This is a genomic window from Paenibacillus sp. FSL R5-0887 (assembly GCF_038002305.1).
Classification (GTDB): domain Bacteria; phylum Bacillota; class Bacilli; order Paenibacillales; family Paenibacillaceae; genus Paenibacillus_AQ; species Paenibacillus_AQ odorifer.
The window spans coordinates 1,477,030-1,503,538 of the sequence record NZ_JBBOCE010000001.1 but is presented as its reverse complement, the minus strand read 5'-3'; the positions used below and the strand labels follow the sequence as shown (position 1 = coordinate 1,503,538).

General features: G+C 43.5%; 18 protein-coding genes. 3 read left to right on the top strand and 15 right to left on the bottom strand.

The genetic code is table 11. From position 1 onward, the window contains the following. Window position 1 precedes the first annotated feature (1 nt). From MKY14_RS06750 to MKY14_RS06725, 6 genes are all read right to left on the bottom strand, one after another. A complete protein-coding gene (locus tag MKY14_RS06750; RefSeq protein WP_076217656.1) occupies window positions 2-1,741 on the bottom strand; it encodes a sensor histidine kinase in 1,740 nt (579 codons plus the stop codon). 189 nt (window positions 1,742-1,930) lie between these two features. Next, window positions 1,931-3,517: an extracellular solute-binding protein gene (locus MKY14_RS06745; protein WP_036677074.1), complete on the bottom strand. Its 1,587-nt coding sequence runs from the start codon at window positions 3,515-3,517 to the stop codon at window positions 1,931-1,933. A 66-nt stretch (window positions 3,518-3,583) separates the two neighbouring features. Further along, window positions 3,584-4,453, bottom strand: a complete 870-nt coding sequence (locus tag MKY14_RS06740) for a carbohydrate ABC transporter permease (protein ID WP_036677077.1) — start codon at window positions 4,451-4,453, stop codon at window positions 3,584-3,586. Window positions 4,454-4,466: 13 nt separating this feature from the next. Next, window positions 4,467-5,414, bottom strand: coding sequence for an ABC transporter permease (locus tag MKY14_RS06735; RefSeq protein WP_036677080.1), 948 nt, complete (start codon window positions 5,412-5,414; stop codon window positions 4,467-4,469). Between the two features lie 462 nt (window positions 5,415-5,876). Next, window positions 5,877-6,458, bottom strand: a complete 582-nt coding sequence (locus MKY14_RS06730) for a TetR/AcrR family transcriptional regulator (RefSeq protein WP_076126541.1) — start codon at window positions 6,456-6,458, stop codon at window positions 5,877-5,879. Between the two features lie 91 nt (window positions 6,459-6,549). Then, complete coding sequence (locus MKY14_RS06725; RefSeq protein ID WP_339187098.1) at window positions 6,550-7,560, bottom strand: fumarylacetoacetate hydrolase family protein; 1,011 nt, start codon at window positions 7,558-7,560, stop codon at window positions 6,550-6,552. Window positions 7,561-7,725: 165 nt separating this feature from the next. On the opposite strand from MKY14_RS06725, the gene MKY14_RS06720 reads away from it, so the two are divergent. Next, window positions 7,726-8,748: an MBL fold metallo-hydrolase gene (locus tag MKY14_RS06720; protein WP_076190277.1), complete on the top strand. Its 1,023-nt coding sequence runs from the start codon at window positions 7,726-7,728 to the stop codon at window positions 8,746-8,748. Window positions 8,749-8,950: 202 nt separating this feature from the next. Here the strand turns inward: MKY14_RS06720 and MKY14_RS06715 are convergent, their stop codons facing one another. The 4 genes from MKY14_RS06715 to MKY14_RS06700 form a co-directional block, all read right to left on the bottom strand. Then, window positions 8,951-9,775 carry a hypothetical protein gene (locus tag MKY14_RS06715; RefSeq protein ID WP_076190278.1) on the bottom strand — a complete coding sequence of 275 codons (825 nt, stop codon included), beginning with the start codon at window positions 9,773-9,775 and terminating at the stop codon, window positions 8,951-8,953. An 85-nt stretch (window positions 9,776-9,860) separates the two neighbouring features. Further along, a complete protein-coding gene (locus tag MKY14_RS06710) occupies window positions 9,861-10,454 on the bottom strand; it encodes an RNA polymerase sigma factor (RefSeq protein ID WP_340918941.1) in 594 nt (197 codons plus the stop codon). Between the two features lie 224 nt (window positions 10,455-10,678). Then, entirely contained in the window at window positions 10,679-11,554 is an 876-nt protein-coding gene (locus MKY14_RS06705; RefSeq protein ID WP_076190280.1) for a stalk domain-containing protein, read from the bottom strand. Between the two features lie 397 nt (window positions 11,555-11,951). Beyond that, on the bottom strand, window positions 11,952-12,833 hold the full coding sequence (locus MKY14_RS06700; protein WP_339187094.1) for an AraC family transcriptional regulator: 882 nt from the start codon (window positions 12,831-12,833) through the stop codon (window positions 11,952-11,954). Between the two features lie 117 nt (window positions 12,834-12,950). Here MKY14_RS06700 and MKY14_RS06695 point away from each other — a divergent pair, with 117 nt between their 5' ends. After that, on the top strand, window positions 12,951-15,068 hold the full coding sequence (locus tag MKY14_RS06695; RefSeq protein WP_339187092.1) for a DUF5054 domain-containing protein: 2,118 nt from the start codon (window positions 12,951-12,953) through the stop codon (window positions 15,066-15,068). A 57-nt stretch (window positions 15,069-15,125) separates the two neighbouring features. Next, a complete protein-coding gene (locus MKY14_RS06690; protein ID WP_340976046.1) occupies window positions 15,126-17,573 on the top strand; it encodes a glycoside hydrolase family 38 N-terminal domain-containing protein in 2,448 nt (815 codons plus the stop codon). Between the two features lie 445 nt (window positions 17,574-18,018). On the opposite strand, the gene cydC is transcribed toward MKY14_RS06690, so the two are convergent. The 5 genes from cydC to MKY14_RS06665 all read right to left on the bottom strand — a co-directional run bounded on the left by cydC (window position 18,019) and on the right by MKY14_RS06665 (window position 26,430). Then, the gene (gene cydC / locus MKY14_RS06685) at window positions 18,019-19,746 is read right to left on the bottom strand and encodes a thiol reductant ABC exporter subunit CydC (protein WP_076184901.1); all 1,728 of its coding nucleotides are present in this window, start codon (window positions 19,744-19,746) and stop codon (window positions 18,019-18,021) included. Continuing rightward, window positions 19,743-21,587 (bottom strand): thiol reductant ABC exporter subunit CydD, encoded by a 1,845-nt coding sequence (cydD, locus tag MKY14_RS06680; protein WP_339187086.1) that lies wholly within the window; start codon window positions 21,585-21,587, stop codon window positions 19,743-19,745. The genes cydC and cydD overlap by 4 nt, the downstream gene beginning before the upstream one ends. A 68-nt stretch (window positions 21,588-21,655) precedes the next feature. Next, on the bottom strand, window positions 21,656-22,672 hold the full coding sequence (locus MKY14_RS06675) for a cytochrome d ubiquinol oxidase subunit II (RefSeq protein WP_076126522.1): 1,017 nt from the start codon (window positions 22,670-22,672) through the stop codon (window positions 21,656-21,658). Further along, on the bottom strand, window positions 22,669-24,033 hold the full coding sequence (locus tag MKY14_RS06670) for a cytochrome ubiquinol oxidase subunit I (RefSeq protein ID WP_076126520.1): 1,365 nt from the start codon (window positions 24,031-24,033) through the stop codon (window positions 22,669-22,671). The genes MKY14_RS06675 and MKY14_RS06670 overlap by 4 nt, the downstream gene beginning before the upstream one ends. A 549-nt stretch (window positions 24,034-24,582) precedes the next feature. Continuing rightward, complete coding sequence (locus MKY14_RS06665; protein ID WP_339187084.1) at window positions 24,583-26,430, bottom strand: hypothetical protein; 1,848 nt, start codon at window positions 26,428-26,430, stop codon at window positions 24,583-24,585. Window positions 26,431-26,509 lie beyond the last annotated feature (79 nt).

Sequence of the window (26,509 nt, the reverse complement as noted above, 5' to 3'; positions counted from 1 at the left end):
ATCATGCATCTCCTTTAAACAAGCCTGCTGGGAATAAGGCGCGAACCCGGGTTATTTCCTTAGGTATGCTTATGATTTGGAGCCCGAACTGTTCTCCGTAGTGAAGTCTGATTCGGTCATGAATATTGTTTAACCCGATTCTTTTCCTTTTCAATTCCACATCCCCCGGTTCTGAAATTAAAATATGCTTTATTTTATCAGTTGGAATTCCCTCGCCCTGATCAACTACTTCTATGATGACGTTGCCACCCTCCCTGTACGCATGAATAGTAATAGGGCCTTCGATCCCCCCTCCGTTATAACCATGGAAGATACTATTCTCCACAAGGGGCTGCAACAGCATTCGAAAAACCGGAAAATCTATTAGCCCTGCTTCGATATTTTCGATTAATTGGAAGTTTCGGTTATAGCGGATGTTCTGGATCGCGATATAGTCTGATACATTCTGCAATTCCTGACGCAGTGATACCTTCTCCGAAGCGTCAGCTATCCCATATTCCAATATTGAAATGAGAGACTCGATCACCACATCTACTTTCTCTATTTGTCCGAGTCGTATGACATTACTGATAGAACCAAGCGTGTTATACAGAAAATGAGGGTTTATTTGAGACTGCAGCACTTGAATTTCCAGCTTTCGTTCAAGTTCGTTATGAAGCTCTGCTCCCCGAATCAGTTCCACAATTTGCTGCAGCATACGATCGAATGCTCGGGAGAGATCTCCAAACTCATCATTTCGGTTAATCGATATTGTAGTTGTGAGGGAGCCTTGCTCCACCCGCTTCATTTTTGTTTTGAGTGCATAGAGCGGGTTCCTTATATATTTGGCAATAAAGAAGGAAACGAACAGACTTAAGAGAAAACCAGCAGCTAGAAGCTCGATATAATAGGTTTCCAATCTGGATAAAGCAGCTTTCAAGCGTGATTCATCGTTGATTGAGATGATGGTCCAGTTGAATTTTTCAGTCGGTTTTTTTAGAAGGGAAACTTGAATCCCCTCCTTGGTGTGCAGTTGAAGGTTTGTTTCTGTAGTATCCAGAATTTCTTCTGCTGACGTTTCACCGATTGAAAAAGTATGATCTTGAACATTCAGGGGGCCTTTATTTTCCGAAAATCCGGCAATGATTTTTCCCGATGCGGTGATTAGAGCCAAATTCATTTGTTCTTTTTTATTAATCTTGAACAAGGTATCTTCAATGGCATTTAGATCTAAATCTACTGCAATGGCCATAGGAAACGGAGCACTGTTCAGATATCGGACCATCGTAACTGTCCAGCCGGAATATTTAGATTTGTAAGGATCACTGACAAATGTAATCCTTCTATTCTTGTCAGCTGCATCAAACAATGGTTCTCTTTCAGCTAAAGGTTCATCAAATATTCGGGTAGGTGTACTTCCGCCTAGAATAGATAAATCGTTTTTGATCAAATAAATATTACTGACGTAATTACTGTTGAGTTCATAGAGCTCTCTTAATTGCTTTTTAATCACGTCCGGATTGTCAATGTTGGCTTTCACCGATGACTCGACCGAGAACAGCATCGTCTGGAAGGAGGAAAAATTAACTGTGAAATACTGATCAATCTTATCAAGTATTTGGTTGGTGTAATAAATGTCAGAGGTTCTTATTTCCTTTTGGACATAACGATAAGACAATTGGCTTATCAAGATTATGCAGCTTAATACAAATGCAAATACGATAAAAAATAGTTTTAAAGGCAAGCTGATTCTTCTTCGCATCGATCATCTTCCTTTTAAATCTGTAATAAACAAATAATAGCATATGATAAGAAGAAACGCCTTCGGCGTCCTTTTTAAGGACGATAAGCGTTTCTTCGAAAAATAGAAGGATAAGTATAAAGTAAAACTTATACTTTCTTATATTTCAATAAAGAGAGGGGCTAATTATAGCCGCTCTCTTCGTTTGATTTACTTGATTAAGCCTGCTTCTTTAAATTGCTTGATTACTGAGTCTTTATACTTCTGCATGTCAAACTTAGTTTCCAATGTATTGAGGAAATTGTCCCAGTTCGAAAGAGGTTCTTTGCCAGTCATAAATTTGACCAAGCTTTCATTAATGTAACGTTGGCGGTCAGCTGCCAAGGAATCGTTCGGGTCTTCAGTCAATAAATTCCCGGGCAACGTAGCCGCCACGTATTTCTGATTGTTCTCAAAAGCTTCTGCCGTCTTAGGATTCTGGAAGCTGAAGTACTCAGCATCATCACCACGACGCGGCATTCTATAATGATCGACCCATAAGTACTTTTCTTTCATTTCCTTAGATAATTCGGAGGTTTTATTTTTGATCTTGCCGTCTACCAAATCCCAATGAATCCCTTTAATTCCGTATGCAAAATTCGGATATGCTTCTTTGTCCGTAAAGAGATAATTCAGCATGGACAAGATCCGAATGATTTTGTCCTTATCCGCTTTCTTGGATATGGCCCATGAATTGCCTTGGAACGATTTTCTCTCTACAATTTGATCACCATAAGGACCTGTCATTGGAGGAATGACGATCCATTCCGGCACCTCTCCACTGATTTCTTTCATTTTTTGCTGATAATCTGGTTCCAGCCTGCGGGCATCTCTTATCATGAAGCCAACTTTACCCTTAAATAGCTTTTGGTCCAATAAATCGGGAGTATTCATCGTCACCCAGTCTGGATCTACAACTTTAGCTTCCATCATTTTATTGATATAAGCGAGCGCTTCTTTCATTTTTGGGTCGGTAAACAGGAACACCGGTTCATTGTCTTTCACATCAATGGCTGAGGGAGGATTGACTCCAAACATCCACATCAAACTATCGAAGCCATAGGTTTGCAGATTGCCTTCTTTATTCATACCGCCTATGAATCCGTACGTATCATTTTTGCCATTGCCGTCCGGGTCTTTCTCTGTAAAGGCTTTCATAACTTCAAATAGCTCGTCAGGTGTTGTTGGCACTTCCATATTCAGCTTTTTCAGCCAATCATTACGGATAAAGAAGCTTCGACTAATACCGTTTACATTATCATAACCTGGAACTCCAATGGTTTTTCCCTGATAGGACATCGCCTCCCAGGAGTCGTTGCTAAAACGTTTCTGCAATTCAGGAAATTGATCCAGATACGGTGTCAAATCCGCAAGAACGCCTTGGTCATAATATTGCGCGAGATCAGCACGGCTCTTCAAAAAGATCAAATCTGGAATATCTCCGCCAGCAATGAGCGTATTTAATTTAGTCGTTGCTTGCCCTGATTGAGGAATCATCATTTCCAAGTCGATATTTACTGCTTTCTCCAACATTTGGCGTTGGATATCTTCTTCACGGGGAGGAATCGGAGCAGCAGCATTGAAAGTTCCTTGGTTAAACATCGAAATTTTCAATTTGGTTTCAAAGGGACTAGACTGGCCTTGTGAATTACCCGAAGCTGTCGATGTAACCTCTTTTTGTTCCCCACAGCCTGACAATACTGTTCCCACACCGACCATTGCTGTCAGAATAGCAAATGTAATCGCTTTACGTTGCATAATGACCTCTCCTTTGCTTCTATATTATCACGGTTTCCCCGTAACAACTCAGGTTGGAATATCTTTTTAACCTTTAACCGATCCCAAGAGCACACCTTTGGTAAAATGCTTTTGCATAAATGGGTAAACGATCAAAATCGGAACTGTAGTCACGACAACTGCTGCCATTTGTATAGCGAACGTACTAACAGCTCCGGTATTGGCAAGCGAATCAGCACTTTGTGTTGCGACGTTAAGCAGGATGTTGCGCAAGATCACTTGGAGCGGCATTAAGTTGGAATCATTGATATAAACAATAGCATCGAAGTAACTATTCCAATGCCCGACTGCGTAAAATAATGAAATTGTGGAAAGGACGGGCAAGGACAGAGGTAAAATGATCCGCCATAACGACTGAAGTTCACTTGCACCGTCTACCCTCGCTGATTCCTCGATTTCAGCAGGCAATTGCTCGAAAAAGCCTTTAATGATCACCAGATTAAACGCACTAATGAGATTGGGAATGATCAATACCCACGGACTGTTTAGCAATCCCAGAGAGCGGACTAGTAAATAAGTCGGAATTAATCCTCCCCCAAACATCATGGTAAAGACAATGAATAGTAAAAATGGGCTGCGACCCGGCAAATATTTTTTGGATAACGGATATGCCGCGATTACCGTAAAGAACACATTGAGAGCAGTGCCTACAATCGTTCGAAACAATGTGATTTTATACGCCTGCCCAATACCATGAGAAATGAATACTTCTTTATAGGCTAGAAAGGTAAAGGTTTCTGGTATAATAACAATTCCTCTTCTTAGCACTTCCGATTCTGGCGTTACTGAAACAGCAACCACATATAGAAAGGGTAGTAAGCAAAGTAGAGCTAGCAAAATAAGAATAAAATAAACGAATGCTTGCCAGACCTTTTCTCCGATTGTCAAATTGATCATTTTGATAACCACCTCACCAAATTTGCCCATCGAATTTTTTGGCGAGCTTATTCGCTGCCAACACTAAAACAAATCCGATGACCGCTTTAAATAATCCCACAGCAGTAGCCAAGCCAATCTTAAGTCGCTCGAGCCCTTCACGGTATACCCATGTGTCGATAATGTCGATCTTCTCCTGATTAAAGCTGTTGGCAAACATGAATATTTGGTCAAAACCAGCATCCAGAATATGGCTTAACTTAAGGATCAGCATCAGAATCATCACGCCTCGAATGCCGGGAAGTGTTACATGCCATAGCTGTCTCCACTTGGAAGCGCCATCAATTCTAGCCGCTTCATATAAGCTTGGATCGATTCCTGCTAATGCTGCAAGGTACAATATCGCTCCCCATCCAATATCCTTCCATATTTCAGATAAGATGATCAGCAGTCTGCCCCAGGCAGGTTCCGTTAGGAATGAGATGGGTTCAACTCCAGTTTCCTTCAATATCATGTTAAAAAGACCATCCCCTGGGGCTAATAATGCCACCATCATTCCATAAACAATGACCCATGATAGAAAGTGGGGTAAATAAGTGATCGTTTGAACGATTTTCTTAAACCATTGGGTATAAACTTCATTGAGCAGCAAAGCAAGTATGATAGGAGCTGAGAAACCGAACAACAGCTTATACAGGGATATGATAATCGTATTTCTCATGATGTCCCAGAAATAAACGCCGTTCATAAAATCTGTAAAATTTCTAAATCCCACCCATGGGCTATCCCATAGTCCCAAAGCCAGATTATAGTTTTTAAAGGCAATAATGATTCCCGCCATAGGAATGTATTTGAATACGGCAAAGTAAACTAATGCCGGGAACAAGAGAGCGTACATCACTTTATACTTTTTTATCGTCCTTATCCATGAGTTCCGTTTTTTGGGGAGGGGAATGGCGTCCGCTGCCAATTTTGCTTGCATATCATCACCTCGTCTTTATTTGTATTTGTATAATAGCATCCCCCTACTGGATAAATTTCTGTAATTTCAAGAATTTCTTATAAGATATTAAGTAAGTACAGCCCTGGATAATTCCAATGCAATAGGCATGATTGTCTTGATTTAAAGCTGTACAATAACTCTGGCTCGAAAGTTTGAGTATAGACCAAATACAATCCTGAGGACCCAAACAAAAAAAGCCCTAGAAAAAATTGGGCTTAATTTAATGAGTCATGTTTTTTATATAATGCATCCACGTATTTTATTTTCCATTACTAAAAACTACATTCATGAGCAAAAAAAAGGTATCCTCCATCGTGGAAGGGTTACCTTTTACTTCTCCAATGTTCCATCTGCAACGATTGTTCCATGCTTAATAATTACCACATCATCAACCCTCGCTGCATGCTCTTCCATTAGATGAATGGGATAAATCAATAATGCTTATGACTGGGCTAAAATTCCTTTAACAAACAATGAGACACTATGCTTGTAGAACTCTTCCTCGGTGACGAATTGGGATTGATATTGCCGGTGAATCAGCTCGCTCATCTGAAATCCGTAGCACATCGAGAGAAAAGACATTGCGACAAGACGCTCATCCTGTCTGGCGATAACTTTTTTCTTCTGCAATCGTTCAAAATATTCAACCAGCAAGGAGTGAAGCTTCGCCGGCGGATCGGCGAGCACTCTGTCTAATTCGGGAAGCATTCCTTTGTCGCGGATGCCAATCAAAATGATGTCCGCATTTTTATGGAAAAACAAACGGTACTGCTGACTTACATTCAGCAGATCGACTTCCGGATTATCGGTCGCTTCCTCTTTTAACAGCTTCTCAAATTGCGGAATATCCGAATGTCTTTCAATGATGGCTTCCAATATGCCTTGCTTGCTTCCAAATTGCCGAAAAATCGTAGATTCATTGACTTTAGCTTCCGTTGCAATGGCTTTGGTGCTTACTCCCCGATAGCCATTCTTTTTGATGAGCTGTGTCGCGGCTTCAATGATTCTGTCTGAAGTTTGCATTGTAGTTCTCCTTTTGCATATGTTAATCCTATTCTACTACAAGTTCTGCATATGCAGCAGGGTCGGGGTTCATCATTTTGATAAACGTTTTTTAAGGCAAATCGCTTCTTTTTTCCCAGCGGCTTGGTTCCGTAATCTTGACATGATCAGGCACCAATTGCGTGAGCGTGCCTAATTTATCAAATGTAATCTGGATTCGGTCAGAGGGCAACAGCCATTCTTCGGTCTCGATTGCGCAGCAATCCGGTATCGTCCCCATTCCAATAATCGTGCCCGGGAGCGGCGTGAAAACTTTGAGAACCTCCTCCATCACTTTTGCAGGGTGTGAAGAATACTCGGATGTGCTCCCCTTCCAGTGCAGTCTCTCCCCGATGCATACATTCACATCCAGTACCAGCGGATTGTCGATTTCATCCGGCGTAACCAGAAATGGCCCTATGCCTTTGCTGCGATCAAAATCTTTGCAGCGCGTCGGTCCGGTCAGCCCCTGGAAATCCGGCCATTGCACATCGCGGACAGTACTGTCATTAAAAATAACATAACCTGCAATGCAGTTCTCCATCCCTGTAACAAAGGCCAGCTCCGGCTCAATATCCAGGTAGGAAGAGTACGAAGGCCAATGAATCGTATCTCCATCGCCAATTAATGCATTATGGTTACATTTGTAATAACTGAAAGTTACTTTATTCGGATCTTGCTGGAATTTTTCAGCGATTTTTTGTTTAAGCTCTTCTCTTTCCGGCCCTGTATATTCTCTTTGCAGCAGATTTACGCCAGCATTTCTCAGATGTCTTGGCGTCAGCCCGAAATCGATAAGCGCAGCCGGATTTGGAACTGGCGGCAGCAGTTTTACCGCTACAATCGGGCAGATTTCATTTTCATTAAATTGATGCGACTGTTCGACAGCATATTGCATCAACTCCTTAGCGGCATCATAACTTGCCGGCAAATAATGAAGATAGCTGTCCATACTTTCAAGACTGTCAACGAATGTTCCCTGCTTTTTCATGATTGCGGTAAAAGACACGACAAATTTCTCGTTAATTACAAGCCCAAACAAAGGTTCCTGGGATATTTTGGTTTGAAAGGTTACTAGCTTCATGTTGCAGCGCCTCCATACATGTAGTGTGATGTTGTTCTGTTACTATCATATCGTACAGCATAAATGCATGCAAGTACATGCTTGCATTTATGTTTTCCGTTCTCTATAATAAAGCCATAGTCAGTATGCCTTATCCTAAAAACATATACGTAAAGGAGAATTTTTATGAAGTATGGACGTATTATCCAAAAACCTCGCGTTAAATTTTTTGAAGTCGCAGATGGCGTCTTTGCTGGTATTTCGCCGTATCGCGGGATCAGTTGGGCCAATGCCGGATTCATCAACAAGGGTGACGGGTTGGTGTATGACACGTTTTTCGATTTGTTCCATGCGCGGGAAATGCGGGAGGCTTTTATGGAAGTAAGCAATGGCGGCTCTCCCGCATATGTGGTGAACTCGCACTATAACAGCGACCATGCCTGGGGAAACAAAGTGTTTGAAGATGCTTGTATTATTATGCACAAGGAAGCCTCCAGAGAGCGTCTCACCGAAAATATCGCTTGGATGGACAGCGTCATCAGAAGAGGAAAAAATTCTTCGGAATCGACTCCGGGCGAACGGTTTTTTGCAGCGGAATTTGAAGGATTTGACCTGGAAGGCGTAGAATGGGTGCTCCCGAATATTGAGATAAAGGACGATATCAACATCCGTCTTGGTGATACAGAAGTTATGATTCACAACGTAGCTCCAGCCCACTCTGATAGTGACTTACTGTTGTGGATGCCAAAAGAAAAAGTGCTGTTCGCTGGCGATGTCGTGTTTAATGGTTGTACGGCATACAGCGAAGAGGGAACCCTCAATTGGGTTAAAGTGCTTGATCGCATTATTGATGAAATTAAACCCGAAATCGTTGTTCCAGGGCATGGCGCCATTTGCGGCTTGGATTTCGTGAAGGAGCAGAGAGACTACCTCTTGAACCTGATCAGCGAGTTCAACAAGCATTACAATGACGAAATCGATTCCTTGTCCCTGACCAAGCAAATGGATATTTCCCGCTTCCTTCATTGGATTCAGCCAGAACGCTTGTATGTTACAGTGGATATCCTATTGAAAAGCAAACGAGGGTTACCACCCCATCCAGTTTGGAATGAGGTGCCTGCTAAGCTGGAAGACATGAAAGCTTTTTTGGCTGGAAAATATGACAATCAGATCAAGCCATGGGACCCTATGAGTGTTTGGCAAGAATAGCAATTTACAGCTAACCTATGAAAAACAAAAAAACGGCCCTGTCGCAAATGATGCGAACAGCGGCCGTTCTTTTGCATTGTTCCACGGAATTAAAATCGGTGCTTAGAAACGATTATGATAAAAAATGAAGAAGGACTATGGTTTACTAGAGGGGAATCCCCCCAATTGGATGGGAGAAGATTCCCGTTGTTTTTAATATTTATTATTCCAAATAGCCTTTTGCAATTTTCATCAAAGTTTCTTTGCTTACTTTATTTATGTCTCCACGTAAAGTATAGGCGTATTTCACCTTTTTGTCTGGGCTCTCGTATACCCATTTCAGCTCGTGCGTCTGCGAAGGAGCAAATTCTGTATGCAGCATTTCTACTCCCTTCACTTGAACCTTCTCCTGCTTAAATTCAACCTTCTCGTCAATATACATTGTAGGATCGCTCTTTCCACTCAGATTAGTGATATTAACCCCGATTTTATCTTCGCCATTTTGATACGTAGCAAAGAGAAGGAAAAACTGATCTGTCATTTCAACCGGCATCATGGCATATCCCTGATTGGATTCTTCCGCCTGCCTTCTCAGCTTTTCTGCCATTTTCTTTTTTTCTTCCGAAGAAGGAGGATTCACTTCCTGAGCATTTTTAAAGATTACGTCCGCCTTTTGGAATGTATAATTTCCATTGACTTTGTCTGCGATCTTAATGGATTTATCCGTAATCTTATCTCTCAATTGAGAAAGATCTTGGAAGATAGTCACCTTCGTTCCAAGAATTGTTTCATGATTCGGATTATTGGCAACCATATAGAACAGCCCAGCTTCCCCGTTCTTTAGCACCTTATCCTTAAGTTCATAAAATGCCTTGTAACGCTCTATCTCATCTTTCGATTCTGTTTTTCCGTAATCTTTCGTCGATTTAGTCTCATATACGACTTCGCCATCCTTATTCGTCAAAGAATGATATTGAACTGCCGCATAACCTGTGGAGGCCATTAACATCATCCCTACACACGCAGTCAAAACAACTTTATATTTCATAAAAAACCTCTCCTTTTCTTTTGGCTTAGCATGTAATATTCTCATTACTTTTCCTGTCAAGTCGGCGTCGGGAATGCTCGGGTCATCAAACAGTCTTTTCAAATCCCGATCCCTGTCCATATTCATACACTCCCACTCCCTTCACTTGAGCATAATACTTTCGAAATTTTGCAGATGCACGTTCGTACTTTTTACGAAGGCTGGCACTGTTTTTGCCGAGAATCAATCCGATCTCCTGGTAGCTTTTATCCTCGACACAACGTAAGATTAACAAATTACGCTCTTCCGCCGATAATTTTGCCATGGCTTGATGTACGGATTCATCAAAATAGTTGGCTTCAATATGCAAATCGACTTCATTATTTTCTTTCTCATCTTGGTAAAAGAAAGGCAAATATTTCACCAACTTTCGCTTACGGATGATGTCGATACATTGATGGTAGGCAATCTTGTATACCCAGGCACCAAAATCCATCTGATATTGGGTATATTTTTTCAAGGTGCTGAAGGTCTTCAAAAATACCTCCTGTGCGTTTTCCTCGGCTTCGGCATAATTGCCCAGCATGTGATAACAGTAGAGAAAAATCGGTTTTTGATAAATCTCCATGATTTTCTCGAATTGTTCTGTGTTCCCATCCAACACATCTACAATGATCTGATTTAACTCCGTATCATTCAAGCTGTCTCCCCCCCTTTCACTCTATACAACGAAGAGCTCAACCTAAAATGTGACTGCAATAAAAATCTCAAGAATAAATCTTCTTTATTAACCCCTCGTTTTTTAGCATCTCCCCTGGCACATATTGCTTTTCAAACTTTAATATTAATAAACATAACAAAGAAGCCCTTCTTGTGAGGGCTTTCTTTGTTTTTCTTACTCAAATATCAGGAGCCTATGAATAATTATTGAGGTTGAAAATCTGAGAACCCTGAGATTAGTACCCTCAACCCCTTGCTGACGCTATCGACCTTCCATACACCATTCGTAAATACGAGAGTGATCGTACGATCCTCGGCATATTGATCTTCTCCTGTTAGACCATTTGCCAATATAACCGATTGCGCAAGCGTGGCTAAAGTCTTGTTAATGTATACTGGCGACGAGGCAGGCGATTCATAGGTACTAGCTGTATTCAAGCCTTTATTTTGAACGATAGACTTAATTAATTTATCGGTAAAGTACGGTTTGAAGTAGGAACTAATATTTTTATTTGAAGAGATATCAGCTGCTTGATTTAATTTATCGGAGAGTTGTTTTAACCGTGGATCCATAATTTTCTGCTTATCAGAGATTTGAATAGGTTGTTGCTCCATGTTGACTACGAGTTCCTTACCCCCCAATGTTATGGTCGCCTGCTTAGACTGTTGGTTCCATAAGACATTTGCACCTAGCGATTGACCGACAAAGCGTAGCGGAACATAGGTTGTTCCTTTAATGACCTGCGTGGCAGTATCTATATCAATATATTCCCGGTGCGGAATATCCGGGTTATCTGTAGTCGGTGGTGATTCAATAATTGCGCGTTTGAAATTTGCAGCAAGCCAGAGGGTCGAGTCTCCATTTTTAATCTTTACTTCTTTCTCCGTTTGAAACCATTCCACACTTGCGCCTAAATTTTCTGAAACAGCTCGTAACGGAATGAGAACTCGACCGTTGTTAATTTGGCCGTTATTTATGATCGTAGGTTTGGATGTATCCGCTGCAAAGCTATGCACCGGTATTACTGGAAGCACAAGTAAAGCTGAGGCAAATAAGGAAATCATCAATTTTTTCTTCATAATAAAACCTCCCATAATAGATTTATCTTAATAATAGAAGTTTTCCTTTCTTATTTTGTTTGAGTTGTTTGAATACCCAAATTGTTATAAGTTTATCCAATATTTATACACTATTACATGCAACGAATCTAGAGAAACTTCCATACTATTAATGAGCTGTAGCGTAAGCGATGCTGTATCTCAGAATCGCGTCCGTAGAAACATCAACAAATTGCCGAAAGCTTTAAGCGCTTTATTTGACTTGAAAGATTTAAGTACATCCAATGCGCTAGTTGAGAAGCACTGTCCGGGCCGGCGTTCGAGAATAAACCTGTTCATCAAGTCCTGCCGATCAATCTTTAAGTTCAAATGACCACTCCGTTATATGACGAGTGTTTTCAAAATTTCAATACCAAATTCATCGCTGCATATTCTGCTTTCTCCAGGCCTTCGGTGTCACCCCTATCATTTTTTTAAATACTGTAGCAAAATGCTGACTTGTCTTAAATCCAAGTTCCATGGCAATATCCGTGATGGACATCTTCGATTCCTTCAGCATCTGGCTTGCACAATCTATACGAACTCGTTCCATATACACTATAGGCGATTGTCCATTCGTCTCTCGGAACACACGATAGAAATGCGACTCACTCAACCCGAACTCCTTTGCAAGCTGTTCAATTGAATAACGAGCAGATGGATTCTGCTGAAGTCTGTCCTTCAGCTGCTGCGTGTAGGTATGCATGTTTGGGGAATGCACAACAAGCTGCGAATGATGAAATAGATGCAGCAAAATTTCCATGACATAATGCCGAAGTTGAAATTCCAGCAGTACCGTACTCTGGTTCTGTAGAAGCTGCTTCAATTGTTTGAAATAGACGACAACGTCCTTGCTGACCAATTGAATGCGTGGACAGTTCTGCATCCAATTAACGAAGATCTGACGCTCCTCCTCTTGAAGCCCGAACCATTCCTTGTTTCGGGCTGGGTCGCGAATAATCATCCACCAAATGGTGGATGGACCAATATAATCAAATTTGGCACGGTGCCGCTCCCCCGGACTTGTATGTATAACTTGCTGGGCATTCGTATGGTATGTTTCGTCTCCGATCTCCCAGTCGACAGCCCCCTGATCAACATAGACGAATTCGTATGCATCCTCATGCACATGATTCGTTAAAGGCATCGCTTTGCTAAAATGGTCATACCCCATTAACAATAAATCCTTTACTCGAGCCGAGTTGCCATTCTCTCCCTCTATGACATATACCCACCGTTCATTTTTGATATAATTCGCCACAATCTATACTCCACCTCTGCATGATTTGTTTCTGATCCTATTCAATATAAATCGAAAAGTCAAATGAGATAAATTGCTATACACTGAAATCGTGATTATGAGGAAGGAGCGATGAACTTGAATCAGAGCGCAACACACATTCACGTTATATTCAAAACACACTTGGATATTGGCTACACGGATTTCGCGAAAAATGTGACGGACCGATATATGAGGCGATTTTTTCCAAGTGCGATTCAAACAGCGAAATATTTTGCCGAGAACCCGGAGAAAGGTTCCTTTATCTGGACAACGGGCTCATGGTTAATCCATCATCTATTAAAGCACGGTTCCAACGAAGTAAGACAACAAGTCGAAGAAGCGATTGCAAAGGATTATTTAAGATGGCATGGTCTCCCTTTCACCACATATACCGAGTTATATGATCGCGAATTGCTTGACTATGGCATTCAAATGGCGACGCGACTTGATGAGCGATTTGGCAAGCGTACGATCGCAGCCAAAATGACGGACGTTCCCGGTCATACACGCTCGTTAATCACGCATATGGCAAAGGCTGGTCTAAAGTATTTGCACTTAGGCGTTAACCCTTCCAGCTATGTTCCTCACGTTCCTGAAATGTTCTTATGGCGAAATACGGACGGATCTGAAATTGTTGTCCACTACAGCAAAGATTACGGCACAACCTTTGACATCGAAAGTTTGAACGATATCCTTTACTTCGCGCATACCCATGATAATCATGGCCCTTCTACGGTGCAGCAGATTGAAGCTGAGTTCGCCAAGCTGCGAGAAGCTTATCCGCAGGCAGTGATACAAGCTTCCACATTAGACCAGTATGCCGAAAAGGTATGGGCTATTCGTAATACCTTAACTGTCGTAGAAGAAGAAATCGGCGATAGCTGGATTCACGGTTCTTCCACCGACCCTTACAAATTAGCATGTTACCGAGAATTGCTACGCTTGAAGAGTAAGTGGCTGCAAGAAGGGGCGTTAACAGACAGCGATGAAGAATATCGCAATTTCTGTGATGAGTTAATTATGATTCCTGAGCATACGTGGGGTGTAGATATCAAAAGATATCTTGCAGATTATATCCACTATGGTAAAGATGACTTCCAAGAAGCACGCAAACGCGATAAGGTCGATATCAACTTAAACCCGCTGGAATATCGGTTCTACGAAATGAACTCCCGCGCTGAAATGATTGAAATGTTTGGTGAGGAAGCCGATGCCAAGCTGAATGCACGTTCCTTTAGTCTTATAGAGAAGTCTTGGCAGGAACAGCGTGAATACTTGAAACAAGCAATCCAAGCACTTCAACCTGAACGACAAGAGAAAGCCGAAGTTGCCCTGCTCGCGTTGAAACCATCTCGTAGCACTCTAACGGATGCAACTATCTTATCAAGTGACCAGCCTTATGTATTAGGAGATTTTGAGGTTGTGTTTGAGGATAGTGGCGCAATTGTCGGACTGAAAGATGCTCGCGGTCGGGCATGGGCCGGTCCAAAAAATCAAATTGGTTTATTCTCCTACGAAACTTATTCGCAGGCCGATTATGACCGATGGTATCGTGAATATCATCTCAGATGGAGACATACGCATGTGTGGGCAACCGGAGATTTTGGGAAACCAGGGATGGACTTAACCCACGAGTGGATAGCACATGAAGTTATGACACCAAGGCTTCAGTCCTTGCAGGCTGTCTTTTGTGAAGAGCAGGATGTCGTGCTTGCAAACCTACGTATGCCGAGAGCGGCATGTGAGCGTATGGGCGCTCCACGGGAATTAACGCTTGAGTATGTCTTTAAAAAACATACGCATACAGTGGAATGCAAGCTGCAGTGGTTTGACAAAGATGCCTATCGCCTTCCTGAAGCTTCTTGGATGAGCTTTAATCCGATCGTGAACAATCCAAATCAATGGAAGCTGGACAAAATCGGACAACTCATCTCACCTTTGGATGTCGTTCAAGGTGGAAATCGCAACATGCATGCGGTTCAGCAAGGGATGTACTATGCAGCAGCAGATGGAAAAGTGCAAATCGATACGTTGGATGCTGCACTTATCTGTCCTGGGAAGCCACGCTTGCTTCAGTTTGATCATACTTTTGCTCCGCTTACCGGAGGTATGCATGTGAATTTGCATAACAATGTATGGGGAACGAACTTCCAAGCATGGTATGAAGAAGATGCTTTGTTCCGCTTCAAGCTGTATTTTCAATCACATATATAATTTCCCTTCGTTTATATCTCGATTCGATAATCCTGTAATTCCGAAAGGAGCTCTACGATGAATCAGCACAAACCTTGGACAATTTACGTCATTCAACATTCCCATACCGATGTCGGCTATACCGAGCGTCAAGAAAAAATTCGTCAATATCATGTCAATTATATTCGGCAGGCTCTGCAAATTGTACGTGATATTGAGAGCGGCGCCAGACCTGACTTAAAAGGCTATAAGTGGGTATGTGAAACCTATTGGCCTGTTGAATCCTTCCTATTGAAAGCCACAGACATAGAAAAAGAAGAACTCGCTCATGCGGTGAAGAAAGGTTATATCGGTCTCTCCGGCACCTATCTCAATTTCGGTGAGCAATTAAATCAAGAGATACTCTCTATCATGATTAAGCGGATAACAGATTATGGACAATCGATTCAATTCCCGGTACGTTCTGCGATGACGGCAGACATTACAGGCTTTGGTTGGGGATACAGTCAAGTGCTGGCGGATGTAGGTATCGAGAATTTGATTACATGTATTCATACGCATCATTCCATGTTTCCACTGTGGAAGAAGCAGATTCCGTTCTGGTGGGAAACGCCGAAAGGAGATCGTATTCTCACCTGGAGCGGTGAGCATTACATGTTCGGCAATGATCTTGGATTGACCCCAGGCATTGGCGGATCTTATACGATTCGCGATGATCATGATGTCCGAAACGGTGTATCCTTTGAAGTGGCCGAAGCACGTTTTGATCGTTATTTACAGCAATTGGTTGCTGATGGTTACACGTTCCCGTTCGTACCGGTGATGGTGTCCGGACTTCCTACCGACAACGGCTCGCCGAACGCAGCGTTGATGGATTTTGTGAATCCATGGAATGAGAAGCATGGCGAACGCATCCGGATTCAACCGGCGACCTTGGACGATTTCTTTGCAGATTTGAGAGCTTATGCAGAGGAGCATCCCGAGGAAATCGAGACCTTCCGTGGGGACTGGCCAGATTGGTGGACAGATGGCTCGGCGACGACGCCGATGCATGTACAGATTTTCCGTGAAGCACAGCGTGTCTATACAAAGGTGAAGCTATTAGATCCCGCATGCGAGATCGTCTCCAAAGAACGTCTTGAAGCAATGGAATATGAGCTAGCGCTATTCGCTGAGCATACATGGGGTTATCATTCCTCGGTCACCGAACCTTGGAATCCGTTCGTTCAAGAGCTTGGCTGCAGGAAAGAAGCCTATGCGGCCAATGCCAGCTCACTCGCTCATACCGCTTTATACGACATCCTTGAGGCTCGCGGTGACGCTTTGCTTCGTCCTAATTGTCCAATGAAATTTGAGTTATATAATCCTAATGATTTTTTGCAAACTGATTATGCTGAACTCATTATGGAAGGCTGGAATATATCGGAATTGAAGAACGGTTTTGAAGTCATGGATGAATCGACGGGCACTGAATATGAGGTGCAAATGGTTACAGGGCACCGCGGTGTCATCCTTACCATTCCGGTAACGCTTCAGCCAAAGCAGCAGGTACAATTGACGATCAAGTCTCTTATCAATCACAAACCTGTAACTGCGTATCGAACAGATTATGTAGGCTCGGATCGTATGTTGGATATCATCCCGCCAGTCGCACCGAAGCTTCAGGTTACGCCGAAATATATGGAATCGCAATACGTAAGACTTGAATGGGAGATCGGTGCTGGCATCACGAAATGGATCGACAAGACCGTGAATCAGAACCTGCTTCGTGCAGATCGGAATCACCATGCATTTTCTCCTGTTTATAATGTGACTCGGGCAGCTAACGAATTTGGTATGTATGATGTTCGGCGCAAGATGGGACGCAATCGTAGAGGCCCTGATGCAATTACTTCTGTGGGAACACTGGTTAATGTTGATATTGTTGAAAAAGGCGCACTATACGCTAAAGTTCGTCTGACATACAGCGTCAATGGCTGCAGTCATTATTCCTTACTTGTCACCTTATACAGTGATCGTGCGCGAATTGATGTTGCCGTACGCATGCATAAGGAAAGTGTATGGGACCCAGAAAATCTATACATTTCTCTTCCGTTCGGAAGTGCTCCCTCTTCACCGCAGCAAGAACTATGGATTGAAAAAACCGGTGCGTCAGTACGACCGCGTATCGACCAACTCCCGGGTTCCCTTGCCGATTTCTACTGTGTTGATGAGGGTGTGGCGTATATCAGTGAAGGACGAGGGATTGCGATTGCCATGCCGGACACGCCGCTGATTCAAATCGGTTCATTAGACTATGAGGATCGTCTTCTGAGCGGCCATCCGGAGCTTGCCCATGATCCAGCCTACCTGTACTCATGGCCCATGAATAATTATTGGGAGACAAACTTTAAGGCGACACTGGGAGGATTCTATGAATTCCGATATTATGTTACTTGGGGTGAGGAACTTCATACCCCAGAATCTGCAATGAAGGCGTGCAGGAGCATGAACGCGGGTATCCTGTCTTGGAGAACAAATTTATAAGCAATAATCATTGAAAATAATCTCCCTACAAGATGTCTCTTCTCCCTTAACATAGTAAACTAAAAAGTTGATCTGCAAAATAGATCAACTTTTTAGTGTCACGTAAATTGAGGGCTTCTCCGAGATTAAACCTCCCCATCGTTCAACATGCCATCATTAATGGATATAATGGATATTTTACTGTTTAATTTTATATATTTCTTCTTCCAGACGTTCCAATTTACGTGTGCTAATACAATTTGAGCCGGTTTAGCGTTTTTCTCTGAAGCGATTTTTATTACCAGTTTTTGAAGAACTGCTCATCGTTTAAGACAAACGTGGATTATAGTCTAGGCGAGAATCGCAAAACAGGCTAAAGAACTGCTCCCGATATTACACCGGAAGTTATTCTTTAGCCTGTTGCTTGGTAAGATTGATCGAATGCTCAGAGGAGCTCTTGCTTTTTTTACACTCCAACTTCTCCGATCATTTGCTGTTCGATTTGTTTCATCTCATAAAAATAGCCTTTTTGCCCCATCAACTCCGAATAGGACCCCGTTTCGACTACCCTGCCTTGGTCCATGACCACAATCTGGTCCATCTCTTCCAATCCGGTTAGCCGATGACAAATCAGGAGAAGCGTATCATTAGCCGCCTGTGCGTAGAGATGCTTCAAAACATGATGCTCTGTCACATAATCCAGCGATGAAGTGGGTTCGTCCAGAAGCCATACCCGTCCTTTGCGGAGCATCGCTCGCGCCAGAGCCAACCTCTGCTTCTCGCCGTCTGACAGATTCTCCCCTTTTTCATACACCATATCGGTCAACGATGTATCGGGCAGCTGCATTTTTGCTAGCACATCCAACAATTGTTCGTCTGCATGTTCTTCTCCATTCAGCAGCAGGTTGTCCCGGATCGTTCCCCGGAAGAAATGACTTTGCTGAAACACTACAGTAGCCGTTTGCCAAATGCTCGTTTCATCCAGTTCCTTCACCGAAATGCCGTTTAACCGTATATCACCGGCCGTTGGTGTTCGCAGCTTGAGCAGCAATTCGATAATCGTTGATTTTCCTGATCCACTCGGCCCGACAATCGCCGTTTTGGAACCAGGTAAAATGTGCAGGGATACATCCCTGAGCGCCGGTCTCCACTCCCCTTCATATTGAAACGTAACATCGGATAGCTCCATCGTAACGGCATGATCAACAGACAATGTGCCACTTGGCTGCGAAGACTGCTCATCAAAGGTCTGAACTGTTTCCGTCAGTCGTTTGGCTGCGTGTTCGCTATCCTCTTTATACGCGGGTAATGTGGCCATAGCCGCCGCTTCTTCAAATACGGTTTGTGATGCCATAACCAGCATGGCAAGAAATACGCCTGCAAGCGCTCCTTCCATAATTAAATAGGCGCCAAGCGTAAGCACTCCCCAGGAAACGAAAAACGTAACAAAAGTGTGCATCGATTGCCCGCGCAGCAGTTGCCCGGCTGCTCGTTGCTGCTCAGCTGCCAATACAGTGGAAGCATGCTGGAGATGTTCCTCCCGCTGTGCCAATTGACCATATACTTTTAAATCCCGGAAACCGTACAACACTTCGGTAACTTCCGTGGACAGCTGCGCCCTCTGCTCACGAACGCGTCCATGTATTCTCCGCTGCCCGAGTAACACAATTCCCGGTACAACGAATGCCGTTACCAGCATACCTATTACAAACAAAACGGCAATCCAGATCGAAAAGGTAGAAGTAAACAGCACCGTAGCCAAAAACACCATGACGACCATGATCGGAGGATAAGCGACTCGCAAAAAATAATTTTGCAAACTTTCCACATCCCCAACGATCCGCGCAAGCAGATCCCCGCTTCGATTTTTGTTCAATATACCAGGCGTTAAAGGAATAAGCTTGGCAAAAAAGGATGTACGTAAACGGCTAAGCATGGAGAATGTCGCCCGGTGAGAATACAAGCGTTCTCCATAACGACTCGCCGCCCGAAGCAGACCCAGCAGTTTGACCATGGAGGTGAGTACAATTAAAGTATAAAGCGGTGGCGCAAATACCGTTTGCGAAATCAGATATCCGCTCGCAGAAAAGAGTGCCACACCGGCTATGCCGGCGATAAATCCACCCAAAATCGAAAGAATGATATCCTTGCGCTCCTGAATCATCGCCTTTGACAGAACAGCCAGTTCATTCATGAGGATATCCCCCCTTTCCGCTCTACATCAATCATCTCGGCATACTGAGGCAGGCGCTCCAGAAGCTCGTCATGTCGTCCCGAGTCCACCAACACTCCATTGTCCATAAACAAAATCTTGTCGGCTTGTTGAATCGTATATAATCGGTGAGCTACCGTAATCATTGTAGCCGTTTTTGCCAGTTTGGCTATGGAGCGTTGCAGTACCCGCTCGGTGTGCAAATCAAGTCCAACTGTGGGTTCATCAAACAAAATGATAGCAGGACGCTTCAAAAAAGCGCGTGCTAAGGCAAGCCGTTGCTTTTCCCCACCAGACAGTCCCCGGCCTCCTTCACCAACAAAGGTATCAAATCCATGCTCTAATTGGGCTGTAAGCGCAGCGAGTCCTGCTTCTTCCCCCGCCCGCTCAATTTCTGCTCTGGAGATGCTCCCACGAGCACCAATCGCAATATTTTCAGAAAATGTGCCTGCAAAAATATACGGATGCTGTGTAATGTAGCTAACATGTTCGAACCATTCGGTTTCATCGTATTGCGAGAGTGGACTTCCATTCACCAGAAGCGTTCCCGATTCTGGTTTCAGCAGACCGGCAATGAGATGTAGCAAAGTCGTTTTGCCGGAACCGCTTTTGCCAACAATGGCAATGTGTTCTCCTGGACTAAGCTGGATCCGCCCCGTCTTAAGCTCGAAAGAATCTGGAGCATACTGAAACCGGAGTTGGTCAATTACGATGGACGGCGGTATTAAAAGGTCTCCAGAATGGGTGAGTTCCAATTTGCTTATTCTGTCGGTCCTATCACCGACCTTATCCATGCTGTCGATCTCGTCGATTCCATCGGTTGTTAATGCTCCTTCAATGCCATTAGCGTCCCTGCTCCCCCCTGCCGTTTCCTCAAGCATCTGTTCCACCTTACGAACCGCACCCATACTTGTCCGGCCACTGTGAAAGGCCGTTCCCGTATTCTTTAACAGGTTGTAAAACTCGGGAACGAGCAGCAAAACGAGAAAGGCGGTGTGGAACGTCATAGCTTTGAAAACGAGCAACTGGATGGCCAGTTCAAGAGCGACAATGCCAATGCTAAGCATTACGATCGATTCCAGCATGAAGGTATTCGTAAACGCAATCTTCAAAATGCCCATTGTGGCATCACGATAACCCAAGCTACTGCGCTCGATCTCCTGTTGCTGACGGTAAGCCCGTCCAAATATTTTCAATGTCACCAGTCCTTGAAGAGAATCCAGAAACGTCCCTGAGAACTCAGCCAGTTGCGCATATTTTTCTTCGGATTTGTTCTTCGTTTTCAGCCCTACCAAAATCATGAACAGCGGGATGAACGGAGCAGTAAACAATAGAATGAAACCTGTGTTGGCATGTTGGATAAATGTAACGACCAAAATCAGAACCGGGATGATAGCAGCTTCCATCATACGCGGCATGTATTGACTGAAATAACTATCGGCCTCATCCACAGCATCCAGAGCAACACTGACCTTTCCTCCCGTCTGTCCACGAAGGGTTGAAGGCATGGAGGCATGAGTCAAGTTTTGCAGCACGGCAGCGCGCATATTTGTCTTAGCAGTGGCAGCCATATGTAAGCCAACTATACCGTTTCCATAAGACAACAGTGTGCGCACAGCCATAACAGCTAGAAGTATGCCGAGCAACAGGATAACCGATGAAAATGAAGCTTTCTCGACAAAAATCCGTTGGACTGCTTCAGCAAGCAGTCCAGCCTGACTCACAATAGCTATACCAAGCGCTAGTGAAATGATTGCGAGGAGAGCCATGTTTTTCCTTTGTGAAGACATTTGTTGAGAAATCAGACTGGATTTCCTCTTCATAGATCACACCTCCTTTATCTATAGGCTTGTAGGAAAACCTCAAACATGCCGTAATGGATTAATCAGCTTTATTTTTTCCCTTTAACATAATCCGCATCAAACAGGAAGAGTTTGAAGACCAGAATAAGGGATGGGATCAACAGGCATAGACCGCCGATAAACACAATTACTAACGCTAAACCCATTGCCGGTGAAGTTGCACTGCTCTGAATCGTGATATACGGATCAAGAATATAAGGGTATTGCCCAATCCCATAAGCGAAAAAGGCACAGAAAAACTGCAACATGACGCATATAAAAGCTAATCCGTAACGGCGTCCGTTATATAATAGCCACATCGCGATCATGAAGAAAGCAACGGAAAGTGCCAGTAACCACCATAAATCCATCATATTTTGAAAATGGCGCTCATTGTGTTGACCCAAATAGATAAATGCTGTCAGTGCGAGGATTATCGTGGGTGTGCTCCAAAACAGGGCGTAGTTGCGCATCAGCTTCAACGCGGAATGATCCTCCGCCCGAGAAGCGTAAAATGTCAGAAATGAGCCGCTAATGAACAAAACGGACACGATTGCCAGTCCAACGATACTCCACGATAACGGATTGGTAAACAGCGCCCAGTAATCTAGAGAAACCGTCTCCCCCTGCTTCACGATAAAGCCGCCTTCAGACAAAGTTAGCGCCACTGACAACGATGCTGGAATAAGCAAACCTGTAGCTCCGTACAAAAAAAGATATACTATGTTTTTCTTGGAACCGTAATTTTCAAAAGCATAGAATGAACCGCGAATCGCAAGAAGAATCACTGCAATGCTTCCCGGAACAAGTAACGCGGAGCCATAATAATAGGCTGTGTCCGGAAAAAATCCGACGATGCCAATATAGAAAAAGATAAAAAATACATTTGTAATCTCCCATACGGGTGATAAATATCGGGAAATCAGACGATTAATGAGATGATCCTGCTTTGTTAAACGTGCATAAAAGGCGAAGAAGCCCGCTCCGAAATCAATGGAAGCTATAATTAAATAGCCGTACAAAAACAGCCAGAGCACCGAGATGCCAATCAATTCGTAACTCATCATTCAGTGCCCCCCTTTTCCGTAAATTGATTAGGATGATCCTTCATCCATTTCTCCATCTCAGCTTCTGCCGGATTATTGTTGAACAAGCGTCTCAGCACGATTACACACATACTGCCGAGTACGATGTACAAGAGCAATAAGGCGAAGAATATAATTCTTACATTCGGTGAAGACGTGGCAGCCTCCTCAACACGCATATATCCACGGATAATCCACGGCTGTCGGCCAATCTCTGCATAAAACCATCCCAGCTCAACAGCCAGAAAAGCGAGAGGGGCGCTCAGTGCGATGATGCGAAGCATCCACTTGTTAAGCTCATTACGCTTTTTCCAGAACACAAACAGAAAATATAGAAACGAAATCGCGAGCAGAGTAAATCCAATTCCGACCATTAAATCAAACAGATAATGAACGAGAAGCGGTGGCCATTCTTCCTTGGGGAATTCCTCGAGCCCCGTCACCTCTGCATTAAAGTCTCCAAAGGCCAGGAAGCTGAGCAGCTTCGGCAGATGAAGAGCCCCTAGAACTTCATGCTCTGCATTCAGCCATCCCAATAGTACCAAATCCACACTGCTGCTCGTCTCAAAATGCCACTCTGCCGCTGCAAGCTTCTCTGGCTGATGCTCGGCCAAAAACTTGGCAGACACATCACCGGCTAACGTGTTCAGCAAACCGAATAGTAAAACGACCGCCATCATTAGATTTAAAGATTTTTTGTGGTATGCGGACACACCTTTTCTCAGCATCGCGAAGGCTGCAATCCCGGCTAACAAGGCAGCTCCAGTCAAATAGGCCGAGCTTAATACATGGAACACTTTGGAGAACGTCGCCGTATTCAGCATCGCTTGCACCGGGTTAATCGCTGTGAATTGGCCTGCTTCCATGACAAAGCCTTCAGGCTGGTTCATGAATCCGTTCACCGTCGTAATAAAAACGGCAGACATGCCTGCCCCGGCGACAATCGGTATCGTCAGCAGCCAATGGATATACGGATTTTTGAACCGACCCCACGTATACAAATAAATGCCCAAGAAGATAGCTTCAAAGAAGAACGCGAACACCTCCATGAATAACGGAAGTGCAATGACATTCCCAGCCAGTTTCATAAAATTCGGCCATACCAGGGCCAGCTGTAGTGAAATCGCTGTACCGGTCACGACACCAACCGCCACAGAAATGACAAATCCTCGAGACCACCGCTTTGCCATAAGTGTATAATGGGGGTCCTTCTTCCGAATCCCGATAAACTCTGCTATAGCGATCATTAGCGGTATACCGACGCCAATCGTCGCAAAAATAACGTGGAACCCGAGAGTCAAGCCTGTCACCAGCCTGCTCCATAGCACCGTATCAATTGCCATTCTTTACTGCTCCCTTCAAAACACTGTTCATTTTTCTATGATTAGGCCTGCTAACTGTTGGCTGCATTCAATATCAGGTTTAGCAAGGTTCAGCGACATCGTTGCCTGTTCGTTTTAGTATGACGTTCATCGTTCTTTGCTATGTAAAAAGAGAAAAAATTCACAAAGCAAGAGTTGGCGAGCCCGATTTATCTGATACTGAGCAGTCAAAATTATAATGTGACCCAATAATTAAAATCATCTTATCTTAAATTGCAAGTAATTCAATCACAGATATCTCTTAATCCCTAAACGTTCAAGAAAGGGTCAAATCTTTCTGACAACTCAGTGAATAACACAAAAAGTACCCGAAGGAGCTATTGATTGATTAGTGCATATGTGATGTCACAAGTTCCCTCCTACTTCGATGCTGGCAAAAAAACGATATTTTCTCATTTTGAGCCATAATATATCCCCCTTTTGCAACAAAAAACACTGACTCAAATCATCAGTGTTTTTTGAATTAAAGCTAATGTCATCTTCGTCATGACAAATCTTGATCTGCCAATATCATTTAGTACGACCGTAGAAAAAAGAATACCCATCTGACTTCCCAAGCTTAGTCGTCTCCGTTCCGTCCACTAGCTTGACCGCTTTCAGCAACGATACAATTTGCGTATGCATTAGCTTTGCATCAAATTTGTCCATCTCTCTGTTGTCACTTTCCACGAGCAGATAGTCGGGCATTGGAATGAAACCAATCACCGGTATCCCTGCTTCAAATAAGGGCTGACTCTCTCCAAACTCAAACTTGTTATGTCCACGCAATAATACAGTACGTGTGCTATCTGTCTTTTCAATAGCCTTCAGCCAAATGGCTGCCATCATTTCATTGCCCGCATAGGTATATTCTGTACTTATTTGTCCAGTTGGACCATAGTGACCCGTATCATCGTCCTTCCACTCCATGCTGCCTAAATGCTCAACCGTAATTCCAGCTACAGCTTTTAAATGGCCATTCTTGCCATCCCACAGCTCTCGATGCCCCTCCATCCAGGTAGAAGTCGCCTGAGAGGACCCTTTGAACTCCGGCAATCTAAAATGCCCTGTCACAAAAGCAAATATCATCGTACGTTCCGGCTGCTCCTGCTGTAAGTAACGAATCATAGACAGCATGCCCACAGCGCCATTCTCCTCCACCACATTTATCCCATCCGTATGAGTATTTACGATAATTGCTTCGTCTTTATTCTTACCGTCAATTTTCACATAAAAGGATTCTGTTGGGGCATCTTTTTGTATTACCGCTTCTAAAATAACCGTACCTTCTTTATGCTCCTGAGCTGCCCTGATAACCTTTTGCCCTTCCGTTTCATTCACCCAGATCGCAGGGATTCCAGCATAATCGGTGGTAAAAGGCACATATTGCTCTTCAACCTTATCGTCAGATACCCCTTTCCAGACTAAAACAACAGCTTTTACGCCCATTTCCTTCGCTTGCTCCAATTTAGCTTCTTTTAATGCTGTAGTGAGGACCAGATCGCCTTCATTTGGGGCAATTTGGTTGTCCATTGGAGATGAAGCCCGCATATTCATAACGATCCCACTTGGAAAATTTCTGAAATTCTCAATTTCAATGACAGCAATTTTTCCGCTGGCCTGGCCATATTCACCACGCTTCGTATACACCAGCTCCCCAGTTACACCTTTTTCGTCAGTTTCCCCGGAATAGGGAAAAGCTGAAGAGACATGAATTGCCTGCTGATCAATCATTAAAGCACTGTTCTTTTCTTCCCATCGGTCAAAAGTATAGCGATCACGAAATACTTGCAGCCCCATATCCGTTACCTGTTGCTCCAGCCAAGCAATAAACTGATTGTGACCCTCAGAGCCGGTTGTACGGCTTCCAAAAGAATTCATTACTTCAATATCTTTGAGCATCACTGCTGCAGAATCCAAATTGCGTTCATCGATCGTCACTGTCGTATCAGCAGCTAATGCTACAGGTGTTGTAATAGGTTTTGCGTAGACTCCAATACCCCAAAGTGCAGTAACGATAAGTGCAGCAATGCTGAATAACACTTTACGAACCACTAGAAACGGAGTAACTCTTCTGCTTACCTTTTGCCCCAAGAGTCCTCTCCATATGCCCGCTATGATCAGCAAGAGGATAGAAAGCGCAAGCAGCCAAAAATTTCTTGTTAGTAAGAATAACCCTTCTGCCACCATCGCACTAATAAATACTACATGTAACTTCTCACGCTTCTTTAATAGTAAAAAAGAGATGCCTAATTCTGCTAATAAAAAGATGATGGTCACGATTGAGATTACCGTTTCTTCGCCAATGAATACCGTAGCACTTAGTGCTAGGATCAAAAGCAGCACTGCTGACAATCGTCTATATAAGATTTCTAACATGACGCCCTCCCATTTTAACTAACGATTATTTTGACATTACATTTGTAATGCCTTATGGTTTTAGCATATTGAAAAGACT

Bases quoted from the DNA above. Each gene is read 5' to 3' on its own strand.
- MKY14_RS06750 (WP_076217656.1), bottom strand. From the start codon at position 1,741: ATGCGAAGAAGAATCAGCTTGCCTTTAAAACTATTTTTTATCGTATTT.
- MKY14_RS06745 (WP_036677074.1), bottom strand. From the start codon at position 3,517: ATGCAACGTAAAGCGATTACATTTGCTATTCTGACAGCAATGGTCGGT.
- MKY14_RS06665 (WP_339187084.1), bottom strand. From the start codon at position 26,430: ATGTTAGAAATCTTATATAGACGATTGTCAGCAGTGCTGCTTTTGATC.
- MKY14_RS06715 (WP_076190278.1), bottom strand. From the start codon at position 9,775: ATGAAATATAAAGTTGTTTTGACTGCGTGTGTAGGGATGATGTTAATG.
- MKY14_RS06675 (WP_076126522.1), bottom strand. From the start codon at position 22,672: ATGATGAGTTACGAATTGATTGGCATCTCGGTGCTCTGGCTGTTTTTG.
- MKY14_RS06720 (WP_076190277.1), top strand. From the start codon at position 7,726: ATGAAGTATGGACGTATTATCCAAAAACCTCGCGTTAAATTTTTTGAA.
- MKY14_RS06725 (WP_339187098.1), bottom strand. From the start codon at position 7,560: ATGAAGCTAGTAACCTTTCAAACCAAAATATCCCAGGAACCTTTGTTT.
- MKY14_RS06705 (WP_076190280.1), bottom strand. From the start codon at position 11,554: ATGAAGAAAAAATTGATGATTTCCTTATTTGCCTCAGCTTTACTTGTG.
- MKY14_RS06740 (WP_036677077.1), bottom strand. From the start codon at position 4,453: ATGATCAATTTGACAATCGGAGAAAAGGTCTGGCAAGCATTCGTTTAT.
- cydD (WP_339187086.1), bottom strand. From the start codon at position 21,587: ATGAAGAGGAAATCCAGTCTGATTTCTCAACAAATGTCTTCACAAAGG.
- cydC (WP_076184901.1), bottom strand. From the start codon at position 19,746: ATGAATGAACTGGCTGTTCTGTCAAAGGCGATGATTCAGGAGCGCAAG.
- MKY14_RS06730 (WP_076126541.1), bottom strand. From the start codon at position 6,458: ATGCAAACTTCAGACAGAATCATTGAAGCCGCGACACAGCTCATCAAA.
- MKY14_RS06690 (WP_340976046.1), top strand. From the start codon at position 15,126: ATGAATCAGCACAAACCTTGGACAATTTACGTCATTCAACATTCCCAT.
- MKY14_RS06670 (WP_076126520.1), bottom strand. From the start codon at position 24,033: ATGGCAATTGATACGGTGCTATGGAGCAGGCTGGTGACAGGCTTGACT.
- MKY14_RS06735 (WP_036677080.1), bottom strand. From the start codon at position 5,414: ATGCAAGCAAAATTGGCAGCGGACGCCATTCCCCTCCCCAAAAAACGG.